Here is an 18547-nt window from a genome sequence, read left to right on the forward strand (position 1 = left end):
AAATTAGATACGAATACGCTCACTTTTTGGATCATAGAGCGGAGCAAGTGATGCAACAGCCTCGACCCGCTTATCATTGATTTCGATTTCAAAGTGACAGTTACGAAGCTGCTCACCCGTAATACCGACCTCCAACTCGATTACGCCGAGCCCGACGGAAGCGCCTAAGGTATGACCGAAAGCACCTGACCGCATGTAACCCACATAATTACCATTGCAAAGGATGGGTTCTTGCCCATGAAAAAGCGGTTCAGGGTCTTTGAGCAGGAATTGCACGAGACGCTTTTTCAGAGGACCTTCCTCGCGTTGTTTTACTAGTACATCACGACCAATGAATTCGTCCTTGTTGAAGTCAACAACAAAGCTGAGCCCCACCTCCAGCGGGGTGTCGGTGTTGTCGATATCTACTCCGAAATCGCGATAACCCTTTTCCAAGCGGAGGCTTTCCAAGGCCATGAGACCAGCATGTACTAGCGGCGTACCTTGAGCCTCCACGCCATTGAGCAATGTGTCATAAGCGCAGTGGCTATATTCGGTCGGAATGTAAAGCTCATACCCCAACTCTCCCATGTACGTAACCCGGACCAGCAGAATGCGGGCATAACCGAGTTCAACCTCACAACTTGCCCTGAAAGGCAATGTCTCAGTCGATAGATCTGCCCCGGTCACTTTTTGCAGTACGTCACGAGACTTTGGACCCTGCAAGCTGAGTAACGTATAAGCAGAGGTCACGTCCGTAACCGTACAGATCTCTCCATTGGACGTGTGCTTCCGTAACCAGGAGAGAGTAATGCGCTGTAGCACATCGCCGGTAACTAGCATGTATTCCTGTTCGGAAAGTCTTGTAATCGTCAGATCAGAAACGATGCCGCCTTGGGAGTTCAACCATTGAGTGTAGATGTTTCGACCCACCGGAATCGAAACAGAGTTTGCACTGACACGATTAAGAACCTTTTCTGCGTCCGGTCCTTGAACGATGAATTTCCCCATGAACGATTTATCGAACAGTGCCACTGCATCGCGAGTGGCACGGTGTTCAGCTTCAGAATATTTGAACCACTTCTGCCGTCCAAAGCGATATTCAACTTCCGGCATTTCGCCGTCCTGGCTGAACCAATACGGCATTTCCCAACCACTCAGTGTTACAAAGTAAGCACCTCTAGCAGCGTAACGGTCGTGCAATGCCAAGCGGCGCACGCCCCTCGCACTCTTATGCTTGTAATTGGGCAATGAAGCGTGGCTGAACGTATAGCCAAGGGCGCTAGGAATGCGATCAGCAAGGAATGAACGCGTCGATTCATGTCGAGGCGTACGCGCGAGGGTGACGCCGGTCATGTCCTGAGAGGCGTTACCGAACACTATTTGCTCGGCCACCAAACGCCCCATGCCACCCGCAGATAGAATACCAAGTGAATTCAATCCACTTGCAACGTAGAGACCATCAACCTCAGGAGCCTCGCCCATCAGGAAGGACCCGTCGGGAGTAAAGCTTTCTGGCCCACAGAAGAATGTCCGAATTCCGGCGTCATTCATAACGGGGAATCGTTCGAACGCTTTTTCCAAGAACGGAGTCATCCGGTCCCAATCAGGCTGAAGGTGCAGAAAACTTGCATTGTCTGCGATCCCTTGCGGAGACCATACAGCTCCTTGCGGTTCGAAGAGGCCAAACAGCAACCCTCCGTTCTCCTCTCGAACATATGAATACGTATCAGGATCTTCCACCACAGGAAGATTAGGGTGAGCGCCCTCAATGTCCTCGGTAAGGAGGTAGTAGTGCTCTGCGGCTTGTAACGGGACAGAGACGCCGAGCTTCGCTCCAAGCTGACGTGACCACATGCCGGCAGCCAAAATTACCACCTCGGACGTAATGTCACCCAGATTGGTTTTTACCCCTGTCACGCGCTGGTTCGTCACGATGACGTCTTGAACCTGGACGTCCTCGAAAATGCGCACCCCATGCATCCGAGCCCCCTTAGCCAAAGACATCGTCACGTCAACAGGGTTGGCGCGGCCATCTGAAGGGGTGTAGCTGCCAGAGACAAGTCCAGCCGTTTCGATCAGTGGAAACAGCTCTTTGATCTCATCTGGACCCAGCTCGAATTTATCAAGACCCTGGGAGCGCGCGAAATTAATCTCACGGCGCTGGACCTCTCTACGAGTTGCATTAGTAGCGATGTGCAGGTGACCAATACGCTTGAAGCCTGTAGACAATCCCGTCTCAGCCTCAAGGTTCTCGTAAAGCTTGCGTGTGTACTGCTGCGACCAGAGCAACGTTTCGCATGACATACCGGCAGAGGCGATTAGCCCTGCCGCATGCCATGTGGTCCCGGAGGTCAGTTGATCCCGCTCTAGAAGAACGATGTCGGTCCAGCCTAGCTTGGCAAGGTGGTAGGCAATGCTGGTACCCATGGCGCCGCCGCCGATGATGACTGCACGGGCATGGGGAGGAAGAGAACGAGACATGTTGGGCACCTGTGAACAAAAAACCATGTGTGTTCATGAACATTAACCAAATAATGTTCACATGACAACGTTGATTGTTTGCTCACTCAGGCCATAATCATCCGATGCACCGATGGCACTTCCGATGCGCTAGTCATGGCCCTGCCGTCTTTGGACAATTGCTCGATACTCGCAACTGGAGGAGACCTGATCGATTACGGATTACTGCATCACCTTGTCGCCGTACTAGGGATCGAACTCGAACGCTTGCAGGTGGAGCATGAGCGTGTGCTCAGAGTCGGCTCAGAATTGATCGATGATCTGCTACAAGAACGCTTGACCGAGCGCTCTGCACAAGAGCGATTGGAACAGCTGAATTTCCCCCTTGATCAAGCGTGTCTTGTACTGGCGCGCCCTAAGACCGAGCTGGCGGCTCAATGGCCGTTACAGCTGCGCAGGGAAGGACTTGAGGTACTAATACGCAAGCAAGGGGGAGAGTTGATCTTGCTGCTGAAGGATCGCGCCGATGCACAGCTCTTGCAGCACCAGCTGCAATGCCCCCTAGGAGTGAGTAATGCTCTACTGAGAGGCCTGCGTACCGTAGAGGCACTGCGCGAGGCGCGATTGGCACTTGCGCACGGACCCAAGAGCGGCCGCTGGTTTTCTATGCCGAGGCGCAAGATGAGCAGTCATGGCTGCCTAGCACGCTGGATGAGGCGCGCAGGCTACACCGACGCGTGCTTGGCGCACTCGCTGACTACGACCTTCAACAAGGCGGACAGCTCCAGCACACGTTACGGGTTTTCTTGGAGCAGAATCGGGCTTGGCAAAAGTCTGCCCAGCGCCTGAATGTGCACAAACAGACGCTGGTATATCGGATTCGACGTATTGAGGAGATTACAGGTCGGTCTCTGGACCTGACAGAAGATGTCGCAATCCTACGGATTGCATTCTGCTCCGCCGAAATTGCGGGAATTTCTGGAGTCAGCGAATGATGACAAAACTTTTACGCACGGTTTCAATGATCTCCCAAGTCCCCTCACAGTTCGCAGGGAAAAATACTGCATCGCCGGCACGAAGCTCGATAGGCTCCCCCCATCAGGGGTAAAAATACAATGGCCAGCGATGAAATGGCTGAATTCCTTCGAGAGAATTTTCCGCCGCCAGCGTCCTGGGGAACACTCCCAACCCCCCGCGAGCACGCTGTCCTCTCCCTCGACGGCATGAGTGGAGGTCGCCGCGACCTGCGCGCCAAGCGGCTCAACTACTGGAACGGAAGCCGGTAATTCCATAGTGGCCGGAGCACCAAACAACAAAGGTTGAGGCATCAGGTTCTCCTTATCTTAAAGGTTTTTGTCTTCGAGGCCCGCAGGTGCCAGCCCCGCGAGTTGACGATCAAGCCAAGCTGGGCTGCTGCCTTCAGCTTCTGCCGCTTCTTTGCGTTTAACCGCACTGCGCACCAAAAGCCCGCCTAGGTATCGGAATGGTTCAGGAGGGAAGCATTTAGGATTACGACCCACTAAACCACAGCTACTCCACTCGTCTTTACGGCCCAGCGCGAGACTGGCGAGTATTTTCCCGCCCAAACGGCTCGGCCCCACACCATTACCACTCCAACCGATTCCATAAACGATGTTTGGGGCATTCTTCAAATGACCAAACACTGGAAGGCTGTCGTACGTGCGATCGATCGGCCCACACCAAGTATGGGTGATCGCCAAATCTTTGAGCTGCGGATAAGTGCGTCGGAAATCTTGCTCAGTATCGGCACTCAGCCGCGGGTTATCGTCATAACCAGCGTTAATCCGGCTGCCGTAGCTGATCATCCCCGTCCCTTTACCGAAGGCGATGCGACCATCCAAAGTCGTCCGGTAATAATCCACCATCAACTGCGAATCCGTGATGGTCTCTCCTCCGGTCCAGCCGATGTCCTTGAGGCGCTCAGGGATCGGGGCTGTTGCCACAATCGTACTGGTAACCGGCAATATCGTACTGCTCAGCTCAGGGATCCCAGCGGCCCAGGCGTTATGAGCCAAAACTACGCTTCGTGCAGTCAACGTCCCACCCGGCACGTTTAGAACTGCCGGCGCGGTCCGCTCAAGGCTGATCATTGCAGTGTTCTCGAAAATCTTTACCCCTTTTTCCAACGCAACCCGGCGCAATCCACGCACCAGCCGTGCCGGCTGCACGGTTGCATTGCTGATTTCGAGCACACCTTCCAAGTGCGCAGCTGATCCAGCACGCCTGGCGACTTCGGCATTGGATAATGGGCTAAAGACAGCCTCACCCAGCTTTTGGCACGTTTTTAATACATCGTTCCACGCACCGCGTTGGGCGTCAGTGGTCGCTGTCCACAGCCAGCCTGCACGACGAAAGTGGGCATCGATGCCGTGGGCCTGGCAAAAATGTTCGATCTCACCAATGGCGGCAACCGAAGCTCTAGCTAAGCGTACGGCTTCCTCTTTTCCACACTGCGCAGAAAGAGAGCTAATTTTTGGCCACCACGACATGACAAAGCCGCCATTTCGCCCTGAGGCACCACCGCCGCAAATATCACGTTCAATAATTGCGATTTGGCAACCAGGCTCCTGCTCTAGCAGCTTCAACGCAGTCCACAGCCCCACGAAACCACCCCCGACGATGGCTACATCGACAGAGAGATTGCCCTTCAATGAGGGTAGAGGCGTCAGCTCGGAACCGATTTCCTCCAACCACAAGGATCGTTTCATTGTTGTAATCCATGCTTGACCTGTAGGTGGTTCACAGTGGCCCTTCCCCACGCCGGCAACAATCGTCTGTTTGGAGCAAACTGATGAGCGAGCCTCATACAAAAATATGAGGCTCGTCACGAGCTACATTGGGATCACCGGCAACCCTTGGCTGGCCTCGACGAGGCTCGTTGGCCCTCTCTTAAAAGCGGGGCCAATGGCACCCCAGAGATGAAAAACGGCGTACTCCCCCGAGGCTAGAGGCGATCAACCTCCGTAAATGATCATCTCCACCATGAGATCTTAGGATTTTACTAAGGCATTCAGTAGCCAGGCACCTTGTGTCCAACCAGAGACCCGGCATAATTGCGCTACGTTTCTCTCAGAACCAGGGACAGCCCTGCATGACCACGCCTGACACAGCTTATTTGGCTAAGATAATCCGTGATTTACGCACCCGCAAGAATGTCACGGTCCGTCAGTTAGCGAGTAAGATTGACCGCTCAATCGGATTTATTTCCCAAATCGAGCGCGGACTTTCGCAACCCAGCGTGGAGGATCTCGACGCTATCAGCCGGGCCTTGAACGTTCCTTACAAATACTTCATGGACCCTGTCGCCTCACCTCAGCAACAGTGGATAACTCATCCTGACGAGCGACGGACGCTGACGTATGCACGAGGCGTAACCGATCAGGTGATATCTCCATCAATGTCCAACCAGCTGATCATGCTCGAGACCACACTGGATCCGGGATCGGATTTCGGCGACCGCAATATCATTGACAGTTCAGAACAGGGCGGCTATGTACTGGAAGGTGAGTTGACCCTTTGGGTCAATGAGGAAGAGATACGTATCGGCTCAGGGGACGGATTTCAGATTCCGGCTGGAATACCTTGTCGCTGCGCTAATAAAAGTGAGGTCGTTACACGAGTGCTTTGGGTTTATAACTGAGCACCAGATGACTGAGCCTCATGTTTTTGGGGCTCCAGTGCTGATCACATGTTGATAAATGGGCTACAGGAGCCCTCCGGAAGCCTCTTTTATCTCAAGATAATCATGGAGGCCCCAGTCAGGGGTTTTCTTCTGCTCCCAGACTGCTCGTATCCTCCAAACGGGGCCTAAAGACTCCAATCCGGATAGTTCATATATCCCCATGTCACGGACCTGGCTCAATCTATTTTGGCGTAAATCGGCAATGCACATGCGGCGCTCAGGTCTGCCTTATGTCTATGCACTGCGCCTCCCTTATTTTGAAGTCTTCACTGCATTCGGATTGATCATTACTACCAGAAAAACACCTGTACTTCAGCCGCTCCCTACCTACCTGAAAACTGCGACATTCAAGGTCGGCTTGATAAGCTGCCCATCTTGAGTGGTTAATGGACAAGGGCTGATCGCGACCGCAGTGGCAAGAAGATCATCAATTGGAGTCTGGAACAGATCATCCCGAGGAAGTACTTCCAGAACCTTGATGAGTTCTTTGCTCAGGTGGCTGCGTGGAATGAATCCGGAGCCCTTGGCGATCTGAGTGACCTTGTTCCGGATAAGCGGAATATCACGAACACTTTCGTTGTAGGTCCGGCTTGCAAAAATGCCTACAAAACGGCATTCCTTCAGCACCTTACCTTTTGGAGTCGCAATCCGAATGGAAACCAAATCTGGATAAGCAGGTCTGTGCACCCGGCTCAAACTGTCTTCCTTGGCAAACGAAAGCAGCAGCGGCTCGCGCAGATAAGCTGCTACAAAAGGCTCAACCACTGCTTCGTCGAGTCCTAAACGGAGGCGCTTTGAAAGCCCCAGCAGCGATGATTGATCGTAAACCACGCGAGCACCTTCGTGATTTTCGGCCAATTTAAACTCTTCGTATCCGAGGAAGGTAAAACGATCCTCGAGCATCCAATCCAGAAACTCGGTTTCTTCGAGCGTCTGCTCTGAAGAGAGCGATTTGCTCTTACGAAGTTGATTCCGCAGATCAATAACCCGTTCACGCATCGCCTGATGGTCCTGAACCACCAGACGCACTTCGGCTAGAACATCTTCAAGCGCGTCCTGGAGAGCGGTCAGCTCGGCCGCAGTCGCACAACGGTCTAACTCGATGAACATCAGAGACTCACGACCAACTGCCTCTACCTGCTCAGCATCAGCAACCAGCTCCTGCAACCTGCTGTGTTCGTCGCGGCGCGTGCTCAGCACGCTGTTCTGCAGCACGTGAATGCTATATCCGCGACGAGTGATCTCTGTACGAACTGAGTCGACCAGGAAAGGACAATCCGCATGAAGAATGAGGGCTACGCTGTGAGTCGACTGCCAACCGTTCTTTTCGTAATCAGGATTGAAGACGACTACTTTAGGGGCGACCACGTGAAAATCCTGGAGCATGTTCCAAGAAAACAGCGTGCAACCGATCAGGTCCGCAAGACGTCGCTGATTCAGTTCCTCAATCGCAATCACGTTGAAAAATTGCTGAGCGAAAAGACTAATCTGCGCACGCATTTCGGGGGTAACCAGATCAGCAATTGCAGCATCGAATCGCGCTTGGAACTCGGACTTTTCAGATGTCTGGGGCAGCGTGAGAGAGAGCATGCCGGAACCTCATGGCTATAGACGTTCGCAAAAAAAGGTCATCAGTAGCCGCGGTTTAAAGCTGACTATGACAACCTCGAGGAAATCAGATCAGGCTTGCAGCCTGAGACGGCTTGAACCTGATCCTGACTAACGCCTGGGGTGAGTTCGACAAGTCGAAGCCCCTGCTCGCAAACGTCCATGACCGCAAGGTCGGTGATGATTCAGGGTAGATTTTGTTCATGTTGTACTACCTGCTTTACGGTGTTGCCGATCACGCTGAATAAAAAAGGGGTGCCGCGGTGACGTGAAACCGAAGCCCCCCATAAACCTTTAGGGCTCGATAAATGGGAGTGGGATGTCCGTATCTCGACGCACGGCAAAAACGTTCAATGTCATCGCAACCAGTGCGTAATAGCCAAATATCCCTACCAGCTCGACCACCGCCGGCTCACCGAATACATCGACTGCCTCGGCGTACAGCTGCTCGCTGACTCTGCGCGTCCGATATAGCTCTTCACCGACTCGATAGACGATGACCTCGTCTCTGCGCTGGAACGCCGGACTACGTTGCTCACGCACAGCGTCTATCACTTGTTCAGCCAAGCCCGCCTTGCGCGCAATCGGCTCATGAATTTGCCACTCAGCCTGAGACTGCCACCAAGCCGCAGTCACTAGGATGGCCAACTCGCTAAGGCGTAACTCAAGCTTGGTGTGATACCTGCAAAAAGCCCCAAGACGCTGAGCATGGTTTGCCAAGGCCGGGCTATGAATCCAGGCTAGAAACGGCCCATCCAGATTACCGCGGGGCCCCGAAAGGATTTCCTTCAGGACCTCGCGCTGTGCGTCATCCATCTGTGATTCGTTCAAATCGGTGAGGCGAGACTGAATGTTCATAATGTTTTCCTCAGACCTCGGCTAACGTCTTGCGAACCGCTGTAACCAGCTTGCCGGTGAGTTCTTCCAGATGGAGGTCATTCAGAATGAATGGAGGCGCGAGAAGGATGTGGTCACCGCGTAGGCCATCAATGGTCCCGCCCATCGGGTAACACATCAGTCCCTCAGCCATCGCCGCTTTTTTAAGTCGTGCATGGAGCTTAAGAGCTGGATCAAAAGGCTCCTTAGTTGAACGGTCAGTTACGAATTCAATACCCTGAAACAGGCCGCGTCCGCGTATATCACCCACGTTCGGATGGGTGCCAAACACTTCGACTAGACGATCACGCAGACGCTCTCCCAGGTAGTTCACCTGCTGGAGCAGACCTTTGGATTCGATGATCTTCTGTACCGCCAGTGCGGCAGCGCAGGCCGTGGCGTGGCCAATGTATGTATGACCGTGCTGGAAGAAGCCGGAGCCTTGCGCGATTGCATCACGAATTCGCGCACTCACCAGTGTTGCCCCGATAGGCTGGTAGCCGGCACCCAGCCCTTTGGCGATGGTGATCAGGTCGGCGGTGACACCTTCTTGTTCAGCAGCGAAAAGAGTGCCGGTGCGGCCCATGCCGCACATAACTTCATCCAAAATCAGCAGCACACCATGGCGATCGCAGACCTCCCGCACACGTTTGAAGTAGCCTGGTACGGCTGTTACGGCACCCAGCGTCGCACCAACCACAGGCTCAGCAACAAACGCCATAACATTCTCGGCACCCAGCTCCTGAATTTGCGAGTCGAGTTCGGCAGCGAGTCGGACACCCAAAGCTTCCGGAGTTTCTCCTGGGCGCTGCTCGCGATAGGCATAGCATGGAGTTACATGCGTTACATCAATCAGCAACGGCTCGAACTGTTGACGACGCCATTCGTTGCCGCCAGTTGCGAGGGCACCCAACGTGTTGCCGTGATAGCTCTGACGGCGCGCGATTACATGTTTGCGCTGAGGCTGGCCAACTTCAACAAAGTATTGTCGAGCCAGCTTGAGCGCAGCCTCGACAGCTTCCGATCCACCTGAGACGAAGTAGACCGAATCGATACCCTCAGGTGCGCGAGCAACAAGAAAATCGGCGAGCTCTTCCATGACCTCGGTAGTGAAGAAGGATGTGTGCGCGTATGCGACCTTTGCCACCTGCGCGTTGATCGCCTGGGCCACCTCGGGGTCGCTATGCCCTAGACAGGACACCGCCGCACCACCACTGGCATCCAGATAGCGACGCCCTTGAGCATCGATCAGGTAGGGACCATCACCTTTGACGGCAGTTGGATATTGTTGTTTGAGACTGCGGTGAAATACGTGGCTCATGATGTCCTCCGGGTTTGTGCAAATCATAAATGCACAAAGCTATTTTGCAATGTTTTTTTGCATTTTATCCGACAAGCAGTTTTTATTTGCATCCGTTAATGCGTGAGGCTGCCTTTTATGCACGCCGTTTTGCACGGAAAAATTGCATTAGGAGACCATGGGAGGTTTACTTGCTGGGATGCTTGGCGTTCGCGCCCAAAAGCCCCCCCACAAGATGGAAATCGACCATGACACGGTTGCAAGATGTGGTTCCCGAAACTCTCGCCGGTCTAAAGCAACTCCTTGAGTCGATTGAGCGCAGGGAGTCGGAGATCGTTCTAGGCGGGAGCTCAAGGCGTGTGCTGATGGCGTTGATCGAGTCGCCTCAGCGTGCAGCTGTGTCTTCGATAAGTGAGCTGGCAGCTCAGCTTGAAGTTAACGCTTCAACTCTTTCGCGCCTGGCTCAGCGTCTTGGCTATGGAGGCTTCAGCAAACTGCAAGATGTCTTTCGTAGGGAAATCACCGAAGGCAAAAGCTTCTATAGCGACCAAGCGAGTCGTTTGATGCTGACCTCTATTGACCACGACGCGATGAATCAGCTCACCCGACTTGGTCGCCAAGAAAGCGCCAACATCGCGAGCATGATCGAGCATGTTGATCCGCAGACTTTTTTGGAAACCGTTGAGTTGCTGAGCACTGCGCACCGCGTTCGAATACATGGCATGCGTCAATTCAATTCCCTCGCGCTTTTCATGGCATACGGGTTGGGCATGCTGAGGCCTGACGTTGCCGCCCTGGACTCAAGTCGCCAAGGGGTAGCCGATGCAATTGCGCAACTCGATGAGGGCGACGTTCTTGTCGTATCCAGCTGCTTCCCCTATACGCCTAGCGTAATCGCAACGGCCGAAGTCGCAGCACGGCACGGGATCAAGGTGGTTGCTCTGACCGACTCTGCAAGCTCACCCTTGGCCAAGGTCGCGATGCACCGATTTTACGTGCCCAACCACAGCCTTTTTTTCAGCAACAGCATGTGTGCATTCATGCTCTTGGCTCAGGGGCTATTGACCGCCGTTGCCGGACGACTGGGCGAAGAAGGCGTAGCCGCCCTGAAGTATCGAGAAACATTGATCACTGAGCTCAACTCTTCCCTGTAGCGAACTGCGCCCTCCGTCGGGCTTGCTACGTCGCCATTTGCGCCCCCATACGCTCGTCCGCAAAATGCAAATTTTCATTGCAAATATTCAATATGCATGATTACATGTGCATATGCAGATAGCCAATACAAAAAAAACCTGCATTTGCACCATTCTCTGCCTTCAACAGTACTGTCACCCAGAAAATAATAGGGATTGTCTTATGAAGCGCTTCTATAAAGTTATAGGTATCTTGACCCTCGGCGCTGCGCTCAATGTGCAGGCGGCAGAATCGTTGTCCGGAACCCTCGATAAAATCCAGAAATCCGGCACCATCGTGCTCGGGCATCGTGAATCATCAATGCCGTTCTCGTACTATGACGACCAGCAGAAACCCGTGGGTTACTCCATGGATCTTTGCATGGCAGTAGTTACGGCCATCAAGCAGAAGCTAGGTTTGGACAACCTGAGCGTCCGCTTCCAGCCAGTCAACTCATCCAACCGCATCGCGCTCGTGAAAAACGGCACGGTGGATCTTGAGTGCGGCTCGACGGCAAACTATCTGGAGAGACAGAAAGAGGTCGCCTTCTCCGACTCTACGTTCTGGGTCTCCAAGCGGTTAATCACCAAGGCCGACTCACCATACAAAACTATCGATGACCTCAAGGGTAAGCCTGTTGTTGTAACCCAAGGCACCGACACGGCCCTGCTGATCCGCAAGATTAATGAAGAGCGTAACCTGGACCTTCGAATCCAGGCAGGTAAAGATCACGCGGAATCACTGCTCATGGTCACCACGGGCCGCGCCGCAGCGTTTATGGAAGACGACATCCTAGTCTCAAGCCTTCGAGCGAAGGAGCGCGATCCTGCATCCTTGAAGTTGCTGAACGACTCTTTTGGCGGCGATCCCTATGCGCTGATGTTCCGCAAGGACGATCCGCAATTCAAAGCTCAAGTCGATGCCACGCTCGGTGAAATGATGAGCGATGGGCAGGCAACTAAACTGTATGAGAAATGGTTCCTGAGCCCTATCCCGCCTGCCGGCATCACCATAGGTTTCCCTATGCCCGGCCGCCTCAAGGAGCTGTTTGCTGCGCCTTCGGACAAGGCTTCCAGCTAATTGATCTCCTGATGCCGAGGAAACGGCATGCCCTCTGATTTATAGCCCACGCACGCTTCCCGGACGAAGCGTGGTGCGGCGTGGAGTTCCCGATGTCATTTAATTTCGACGTGTATCTCCAGCAATCGCCTGAGCCCGGGATGACTTACATTGGCCTGCTGGGCTCCGGCCTCGCTTGGACCGTGGCGTTGGCTCTCTCAGCGTGGATCATTGCGCTGGTGATGGGGACACTGGTCGGTGTTGCACGGACGCTTCCCTACCCTTGGCTGGTGCGCCTGGGAAATGGCTATGTCGAGCTGTTTCGAAACATTCCGTTGCTGGTGCAACTGTTCCTGTTTTATTTCGTTTTACCTGAGCTTCTACCGACTGACCTGGGAGACTGGATCAAATCGTTCGGCGCTCCATGGGGACCATTCTTCACTGCGATGATTGTCCTGGGTCTCTTTACCTCCGGACGTATCAGCGAACAGGTGCGGGCCGGTATCAACTCGTTGGCGAAGGGACAACGTGCTGCTGCACTTGCGATGGGTATGACCCTGACTCAAGCGTATCGCTATGTGCTGCTGCCTATGGCCGGACGCAGGATCATCCCACCACTGACCAGCGAGTTCATGACCATTTTCAAGAACTCTTCGGTTGCTTTGACCATCGGTGTTATTGAGCTGACCGCACAAGCCCAGCAGATGAATGAATTCACTTTCCGGACCTACGAAGCCTTCGGTGCAGCGACACTGATCTACGTCTTGGTAGCGCTGACAGTCAACCGACTGATGGCGATGATCGAACGTGCCAGCTACATCCCCGGTACGGCAACCCAGGAGCGCTAGTCATGCAAAACCTCGATTTCAGCGTCGTTCTCAACGCTCTGCCCTACCTCGCACAAGGCATGCTGTTTACCTTGCAAGTCACGGCGGTCGCGATGATCGGCGGCATCATCTTCGGGACGCTTTTGGCGCTTGCGCGCTTGAGCCAACTTGTCTGGTTGCGATCCTTGGCAGGTGCATACGTCAATCTGATGCGTTCGATCCCTCTAATCCTGGCGATATTCTGGATCTTCTTCCTGGTACCGGAAATTGTCGCTTGGCTGTTAGGATCTCCTGAACCAGTCCAAGTCGGCACCACAAAAACCGCGTTCATTGCCTTCACGATTTTTGAGGCCGCCTACTTTTGCGAAGTCATTCGTGCTGGTATCCAATCCGTTGCGAAAGGGCAAAGCGCGGCAGGACAGGCCGTCGGCTTCACTTACGTGCAGAACATGCGATACGTCATTTTGCCCCAGGCATTTCGAGCCATGATTCCTGTGCTGCTTACCCAAGTCATCATCCTTTTTCAGGACACTTCGCTGTTGTACGTCATTTCCGCAACTGATTTTCTTGGCGCCGCCTCTAAGGTTGCCCAGCGGGATAGTCGACTCGTTGAGTTCTACACCTTTGTAGCAATCGTATATTTCGTCATCTGTTTCACCCTGTCCAAAGTCGTGCGCCGTTACCAGTCACGACTCAACCGCAGCAGCGCTAACGCCTAGGAGTTGAATCGTGATCAAAATTGAGAATATCTCAAAACACTACGGCCCATTCCAGGTCCTGAAGAACTGCAGCACAGAAGTGAAAAAAGGCGAAGTGGTTGTTGTCTGCGGACCTTCTGGCTCGGGCAAATCAACGCTGATCAAATGCGTCAACGCACTGGAGCCTATCCAGTCGGGCAGCATTTCGGTGGACGGTACAAGCGTGACCGATGGGAAGATAAACCTGCCACGCCTTCGCTCAAGAGTCGGCATGGTGTTTCAGCATTTTGAGCTGTTCCCACATATGAGTATTACCGAAAACCTCGCCATCGCGCAGGTCAAAGTCCTGAAACGCTCTCGCGAAGAGGCAATGTGCAAAGCTCAGGGCCTGTTAAAGCGTGTCGGACTTCAAGCGCACGCACATAAGCACCCGGGTCAACTGTCTGGTGGGCAGCAACAGCGCGTTGCGATCGCACGAGCACTGGCGATGGATCCGATCTGCATGCTGTTTGATGAGCCGACCTCCGCGCTCGATCCGGAAATGGTCAATGAGGTTTTGGACGTTATGGTTGAACTGGCCGAAGAGGGAATGACGATGATGTGTGTTACCCACGAAATGGGTTTTGCACGCAAGGTCGCCAACCGCGTGATCTTCATGGACCAGGGCGAAATTATCGAAGACCGAAATTCCCAAGAGTTCTTCGATTCACCCGAGTCAGATCGGGCTCAACAATTCCTTTCAAAAATCCTTACTCATTGACTCCGTAACAGGCACTCGGAGCACTGAGTGCAGACGTTGCAATCCATGCCGCGACGCGATCGGTACCTTTTAAGGATCGTTGACCAACCAGATGCAATAGCTTCAAGAGCCGCTGGCTGCCAAATCGTTGTTTCACGGCTACAGGAGATGATGAAAGGCGAAAGCGGAAAAAACTCGTGGCTGTGCATCGGCGGTGGCCAAGCCATCGCTATGGCTTTTGAACACTGAATACGGAGTACAGTGGTGAGTTTATCTTTTCAAAGTAAGCTGCTTTTGGTCGTCGCGAGTGTTCTGCTGGGGGCATTCGCCGCGTCGGTCGGACTGAATAATTTTCGGCAAATGGAGCTCTTGAACAAAGAGGCAGACGCTCAGTTATCCAAGACTGGGAAGTTAATGGCCGCCGGTATCAGTACTTGGCTCAACGGCCAAATCGATACGTTACAGGCGCTTTCTGAAACTATCGGCAGAGACGGGACCTCTGGTCCATCGGTATTGCAGAGCATTTCGCTGACTAGCTACTCAGAGCGCTACGCCTTCACTCAGTTCGGTTCCGCGGAAGGCGCAATGTATTCGATCCCGGCCGGCAACCGGCCGGCTGACTACGATCTCCGCAAACGCCCATGGTACACCGCAGCTGCAGCGGCACGATCTCCAGTGGCGAGAGTATTACGCGACAGCCCCGAACGTTTGGCGAACTGACGCAGCGACAGCTTGTCGCACAATTACATCCGCCGATTTTTCCTGTCATGTCCGTACTGATCACTCAGTGTACTCCTGCTCAAAAGTTGAGTAGGCGTCGTTGTGAACTGCTTGTCGGTTTCCGGACGACGGCAACAAGTTCGGGTGCTGGCGGGAGACTGAAAGGCGCACTTCGACGTGTTCAATCTTGCACAGCAGAGGGTATGTGCGCCCGGATGTCTCCATGTGTGATCGACAATCACTCGAATATCAGATAAGTCTTGAGCACCGCTTCGCGGATATCCCAGGTACCGTGGGAGTTGGCCTCGAAGAAGAGTGCATCGCCTGGCTTGAACTGGATGGCTTCTCCATTATCCGGCGTGAACGTGCCCTCACCACTGACAATGTAGCTGTACTCGGCGCCTACCACTTGACGGCGGAATTGCCCCGGGCTGCACTCCCAGAAACCTGTCACTGCGTCGCAGCCTTCCAGGGGAATGTGTTCGGCTGTACGGGTCATCGCGATGGGCTCTCCAATAGGCTGCCCCACCGGAGTTTTGGGGGAAAATGTGCTTTGGTCATGCAAACGGATGCGGACAACGGACATGTTGGTCTCCTTGATGTTTTACGTCGAATAGGCGATGCGGGGATTTTGATCGACAGCGGCTGCCCCCGAGATGCTGAGTCAGTTGGGCGCCACTGGACGTCAGGTCAAAGCGTCGAGCAGACGGTACCAAGCGATACCCAGGCCGACATACAAACGCTGCAGGCCATGAAACGGAATCGGCTTGATGCCGGTAATCGGAAAAGGGAATTTCTGCCCGTTACCGAGAATGTTCATGGCTAAATGGCGACCCAGGCTGGTTGAAAGTGCAATACCGCGTCCGTTATAGCCAAGCAGCATACTCAAGCCCGGCTTTGGCTGATGGACATGAGGCAGGAAATCCTTTGTCAGTGCTACGCGACCGCTCCAGCGATATTCCAAAGGCACGCCTTCCAGTTGTGGAAAGACGCCTGTCAATGATCGCTCCAGATGAGCCCAGTCAGTATTCGACCTTGGCTCTGAAAATGGCCCACGACCACCAAACAGAACTCGACCTTGAGCATCTTGCTTAAAATAGGTCAGCAGCCGACGGGCGTCGGAGCAGACTTCGCCACCAGGTAATACCGTTTTCCTAAGCTTTTCGGGCAGAGGCCGGGTCGCGATAATGAAGCTGTTGGCGGCAAGGACCGTCTGCCGCAAACCTGGCCAGAGGTTGTCGGTGTATCCATTAGTCGCGAGTACCACATGCTGGGCTCGGACCTTGCAACCTTGGCCCGTCGTCAAATTCCAATAGCCGTCCCTGGACTCCAGCTTAACGACCGGGCTGTGACCATAAATTTCAGCACCGTGGTTGAGGGCGATGCGAGCCAGTCCACGGGCATAGTTCAATGGGTGCACGCTACCGGCACGTGGATCGACCCAGGCCCCCAAGTAATCATGACTGCCGATTCGCTTGGTCACGCTGGCTTTATCAAGCATTTCCACAGGCACGCCACGTCGTCGCCATTGCTCTGCCCGGCTCTCGATATTTCGCATTGCCGTAGCGGATACACCTGGTTGAATCCAACCTTTACGGGTGGCATCGCATTCAATACCGTAGCGATCGATCAGTTCGAACACTTCGTCAGCCGCATTGCCTACCACATCGATCAGGGCCTCGGCGAGCTCGCCCCCAAACATCCTTAGCAAATCGTCCGGATCGTGCTTAAGCCCCGGAATTACCTGGCCTCCATTGCGTCCCGACGCTCCCCAGCCAGGCTCGGCTGCGTCCAGAACGCACACATTCGCACCACCTGCCGCCAGGTGCAGGGCCGTTACCAGGCCGGTATAGCCGGCCCCGACGATAGCAACGTCTACCTGCTTGTTTTCACCAAGCCGCGGTGTCACCGGCCCGGTAGCGGCCGTGGATGCCCAGAGAGAAGGAGGTAATGCCAACGGCTGCCCGGTCATGCCGACACCTCATCGGTGTTGAGCAGACGGCGCAAAAAATCTTGAGTTCGTGCATGCTTGGGTGCACCCAGAACTTCCTGGGCAGGACCTTCTTCCACGATACGACCGCCATAAAGGAAGCAGACCTTATCAGCAACCTCCCGGGCAAATCCCATCTCATGAGTCACCACCACCATGGTCATGCCTTCGTCGGCCAGTTTGCGCATTACCGCCAGTACTTCACCCACCAATTCAGGGTCGAGCGCAGAGGTCGGTTCATCGAAAAGGATGGCCTTCGGGCGCATCGCCAATGCACGCGCGATCGCTACCCGTTGCTGCTGACCGCCCGAAAGCTCGTCCGGGAAGGCATCGATACGATGCGAAAGGCCAACCTTCTCCAATAGCTGGCGAGCGTGCTCGCGAGCTTCTTGAGGGTTTTCCTTTTTCACATAGATCGGGCCCTCCATCACGTTCTCAAGGGCGGTGCGATGAGGGAACAGATTGAAACGCTGGAAAACCATGGCAACCTGAGTACGGATCTCGTGGATGCTTTTGGCGTGACGATCAACGCGTTCGGAGGACACCAGGATGTCCCCGCCCTCATAAGTCTCCAGGCCATTGATGCACCGAAGAAGCGTGGATTTACCAGAGCCTGACGGACCGATCAGACAAACCACTTCACCGCTATTAACTTGCAGGTCGATACCTTCGAGCACGCAGGTGTTGCCGTAGCTCTTGCGCAGGGCTTTGATCTCTATCATGACGATTTCCTCATTCCAAGCCGCTTCTCAAGGCGGCGTAACGCGAAGGACAGCGGCAGGCTCAAAGTGAGGTAGAGCAGCGCTACCAGGGTATAGACCGTCATGTTTTCGAATGTGGATGAGGCGATCAGTTGACCTGCTCGGGTCATCTCCACAACGGTAATAGTGGACACCAGCGATGAGTCCTTGAGCATCATTACCAAGGTGTTGCCGTAGGGTGGCAAAGCGATACGGAATGCTTGCGGAAGGACAACACGGCGCATCACCATGTAACTGCGCATACCCAGCGATTCCGCGGCCTCGATTTGCCCTTGCTGAATAGCCTGTATGCCGGCCCTGAAGTTCTCTGCCTGGTAGGCCGAGTAGGCAATACCGAGACCGATAATGCCGGCCTGCATAGCTGTCAGTTGAATGCCGAATTCGGGTAGTACGAAATAGATGTAGAACAGTTGAACGATGATTGGAAGACCGCGGATCAAGTTGACCACGGTGATCGCGAACAACGAAATGGTGCGGACCTTGGACACCATCATCAAGGCCAAAACCAGGCCGATGACCGAACTGAGCAGGAAGGATGCAACCGTAACCTGCAAAGTGACCACCGCCCCGCTCAAGAGAATGGGAAGGAAGTCCAGAGCATTCTGGAGAAACATAGGATTATCCATGAGGCGAGTTCAACCAAGGCCTGGC

General features: G+C 54.0%; 18 protein-coding genes and 1 pseudogene. 9 read left to right on the forward strand and 10 right to left on the reverse strand.

Annotation, left to right across the window (positions count from 1 at the left end; translation table 11 throughout):
- Nucleotides 1-3: 3 nt before the first annotated feature.
- The gene (locus tag ACCD00_RS09775) at nt 4-2463 is read right to left on the reverse strand and encodes an FAD-dependent oxidoreductase (protein WP_413423988.1); all 2460 of its coding nucleotides are present in this window, start codon (nt 2461-2463) and stop codon (nt 4-6) included.
- Between the two features lie 135 nt (nt 2464-2598).
- On the opposite strand from ACCD00_RS09775, the gene ACCD00_RS09780 reads away from it, so the two are divergent.
- Both ACCD00_RS09780 and ACCD00_RS09785 read left to right on the forward strand, forming a co-directional pair.
- Nucleotides 2599-3291 carry a hypothetical protein gene (locus tag ACCD00_RS09780; RefSeq protein WP_413424034.1) on the forward strand — a complete coding sequence of 231 codons (693 nt, stop codon included), beginning with the start codon at nt 2599-2601 and terminating at the stop codon, nt 3289-3291.
- Nucleotides 3180-3437 carry a PucR family transcriptional regulator gene (locus ACCD00_RS09785; RefSeq protein ID WP_413423990.1) on the forward strand — a complete coding sequence of 86 codons (258 nt, stop codon included), beginning with the start codon at nt 3180-3182 and terminating at the stop codon, nt 3435-3437. The genes ACCD00_RS09780 and ACCD00_RS09785 overlap by 112 nt, the downstream gene beginning before the upstream one ends.
- Here the strand turns inward: ACCD00_RS09785 and ACCD00_RS09790 are convergent.
- Both ACCD00_RS09790 and ACCD00_RS09795 read right to left on the reverse strand, forming a co-directional pair.
- Nucleotides 3427-3770, reverse strand: a pseudogene (locus ACCD00_RS09790) (cupin domain-containing protein). The gene ACCD00_RS09785 and the pseudogene ACCD00_RS09790 sit on opposite strands and share 11 nt — an antisense overlap.
- 15 nt (nt 3771-3785) lie before the next feature.
- Nucleotides 3786-5171, reverse strand: coding sequence for an NAD(P)/FAD-dependent oxidoreductase (locus ACCD00_RS09795; RefSeq protein WP_413423992.1), 1386 nt, complete (start codon nt 5169-5171; stop codon nt 3786-3788).
- 383 nt (nt 5172-5554) lie between these two features.
- Between ACCD00_RS09795 and ACCD00_RS09800 the strand changes: the two genes are divergently transcribed.
- Nucleotides 5555-6103 carry a helix-turn-helix domain-containing protein gene (locus ACCD00_RS09800; RefSeq protein WP_222585678.1) on the forward strand — a complete coding sequence of 183 codons (549 nt, stop codon included), beginning with the start codon at nt 5555-5557 and terminating at the stop codon, nt 6101-6103.
- Between the two features lie 369 nt (nt 6104-6472).
- On the opposite strand, the gene ACCD00_RS09805 is transcribed toward ACCD00_RS09800, so the two are convergent.
- The 3 genes from ACCD00_RS09805 to ACCD00_RS09815 form a co-directional block, all read right to left on the reverse strand.
- Nucleotides 6473-7735 (reverse strand): hypothetical protein, encoded by a 1263-nt coding sequence (locus ACCD00_RS09805; RefSeq protein ID WP_413423994.1) that lies wholly within the window; start codon nt 7733-7735, stop codon nt 6473-6475.
- Between the two features lie 312 nt (nt 7736-8047).
- Nucleotides 8048-8611: a carboxymuconolactone decarboxylase family protein gene (locus tag ACCD00_RS09810; RefSeq protein WP_413423996.1), complete on the reverse strand. Its 564-nt coding sequence runs from the start codon at nt 8609-8611 to the stop codon at nt 8048-8050.
- 10 nt (nt 8612-8621) lie between these two features.
- Nucleotides 8622-9950, reverse strand: coding sequence for an aspartate aminotransferase family protein (locus ACCD00_RS09815; protein WP_222585675.1), 1329 nt, complete (start codon nt 9948-9950; stop codon nt 8622-8624).
- Between the two features lie 227 nt (nt 9951-10177).
- On the opposite strand from ACCD00_RS09815, the gene ACCD00_RS09820 reads away from it, so the two are divergent.
- The 6 genes from ACCD00_RS09820 to ACCD00_RS09845 all read left to right on the forward strand — a co-directional run bounded on the left by ACCD00_RS09820 (nt 10178) and on the right by ACCD00_RS09845 (nt 15145).
- Nucleotides 10178-11083, forward strand: coding sequence for a MurR/RpiR family transcriptional regulator (locus tag ACCD00_RS09820; RefSeq protein WP_222585674.1), 906 nt, complete (start codon nt 10178-10180; stop codon nt 11081-11083).
- Between the two features lie 202 nt (nt 11084-11285).
- Complete coding sequence (locus tag ACCD00_RS09825; RefSeq protein WP_222585673.1) at nt 11286-12182, forward strand: transporter substrate-binding domain-containing protein; 897 nt, start codon at nt 11286-11288, stop codon at nt 12180-12182.
- A 92-nt stretch (nt 12183-12274) separates the two neighbouring features.
- Nucleotides 12275-13009: an amino acid ABC transporter permease gene (locus tag ACCD00_RS09830; RefSeq protein WP_222585672.1), complete on the forward strand. Its 735-nt coding sequence runs from the start codon at nt 12275-12277 to the stop codon at nt 13007-13009.
- A 2-nt stretch (nt 13010-13011) separates the two neighbouring features.
- A complete protein-coding gene (locus tag ACCD00_RS09835; RefSeq protein WP_222585671.1) occupies nt 13012-13707 on the forward strand; it encodes an amino acid ABC transporter permease in 696 nt (231 codons plus the stop codon).
- Between the two features lie 10 nt (nt 13708-13717).
- Entirely contained in the window at nt 13718-14446 is a 729-nt protein-coding gene (locus ACCD00_RS09840) for an amino acid ABC transporter ATP-binding protein (RefSeq protein WP_222585670.1), read from the forward strand.
- A 243-nt stretch (nt 14447-14689) separates the two neighbouring features.
- Nucleotides 14690-15145 (forward strand): hypothetical protein, encoded by a 456-nt coding sequence (locus ACCD00_RS09845; protein ID WP_413424000.1) that lies wholly within the window; start codon nt 14690-14692, stop codon nt 15143-15145.
- Nucleotides 15146-15383: 238 nt separating this feature from the next.
- Here the strand turns inward: ACCD00_RS09845 and ACCD00_RS09850 are convergent, their stop codons facing one another.
- The 4 genes from ACCD00_RS09850 to ACCD00_RS09865 form a co-directional block, all read right to left on the reverse strand.
- Nucleotides 15384-15731 carry a cupin domain-containing protein gene (locus tag ACCD00_RS09850; RefSeq protein WP_222585668.1) on the reverse strand — a complete coding sequence of 116 codons (348 nt, stop codon included), beginning with the start codon at nt 15729-15731 and terminating at the stop codon, nt 15384-15386.
- A 99-nt stretch (nt 15732-15830) separates the two neighbouring features.
- Nucleotides 15831-17117 carry an NAD(P)/FAD-dependent oxidoreductase gene (locus ACCD00_RS09855; protein ID WP_222585667.1) on the reverse strand — a complete coding sequence of 429 codons (1287 nt, stop codon included), beginning with the start codon at nt 17115-17117 and terminating at the stop codon, nt 15831-15833.
- Nucleotides 17114-17857, reverse strand: a complete 744-nt coding sequence (locus ACCD00_RS09860; RefSeq protein ID WP_222585666.1) for an amino acid ABC transporter ATP-binding protein — start codon at nt 17855-17857, stop codon at nt 17114-17116. Before ACCD00_RS09860 ends, ACCD00_RS09855 begins: the two co-directional genes overlap by 4 nt.
- Nucleotides 17854-18522 (reverse strand): amino acid ABC transporter permease, encoded by a 669-nt coding sequence (locus ACCD00_RS09865; protein ID WP_222585665.1) that lies wholly within the window; start codon nt 18520-18522, stop codon nt 17854-17856. The genes ACCD00_RS09860 and ACCD00_RS09865 overlap by 4 nt, the downstream gene beginning before the upstream one ends.
- Nucleotides 18523-18547: the final 25 nt, after the last annotated feature.

The organism is Pseudomonas sp. Pseusp3, assembly GCF_047304225.1.
GTDB lineage: Bacteria > Pseudomonadota > Gammaproteobacteria > Pseudomonadales > Pseudomonadaceae > Aquipseudomonas > Aquipseudomonas fluorescens_CD.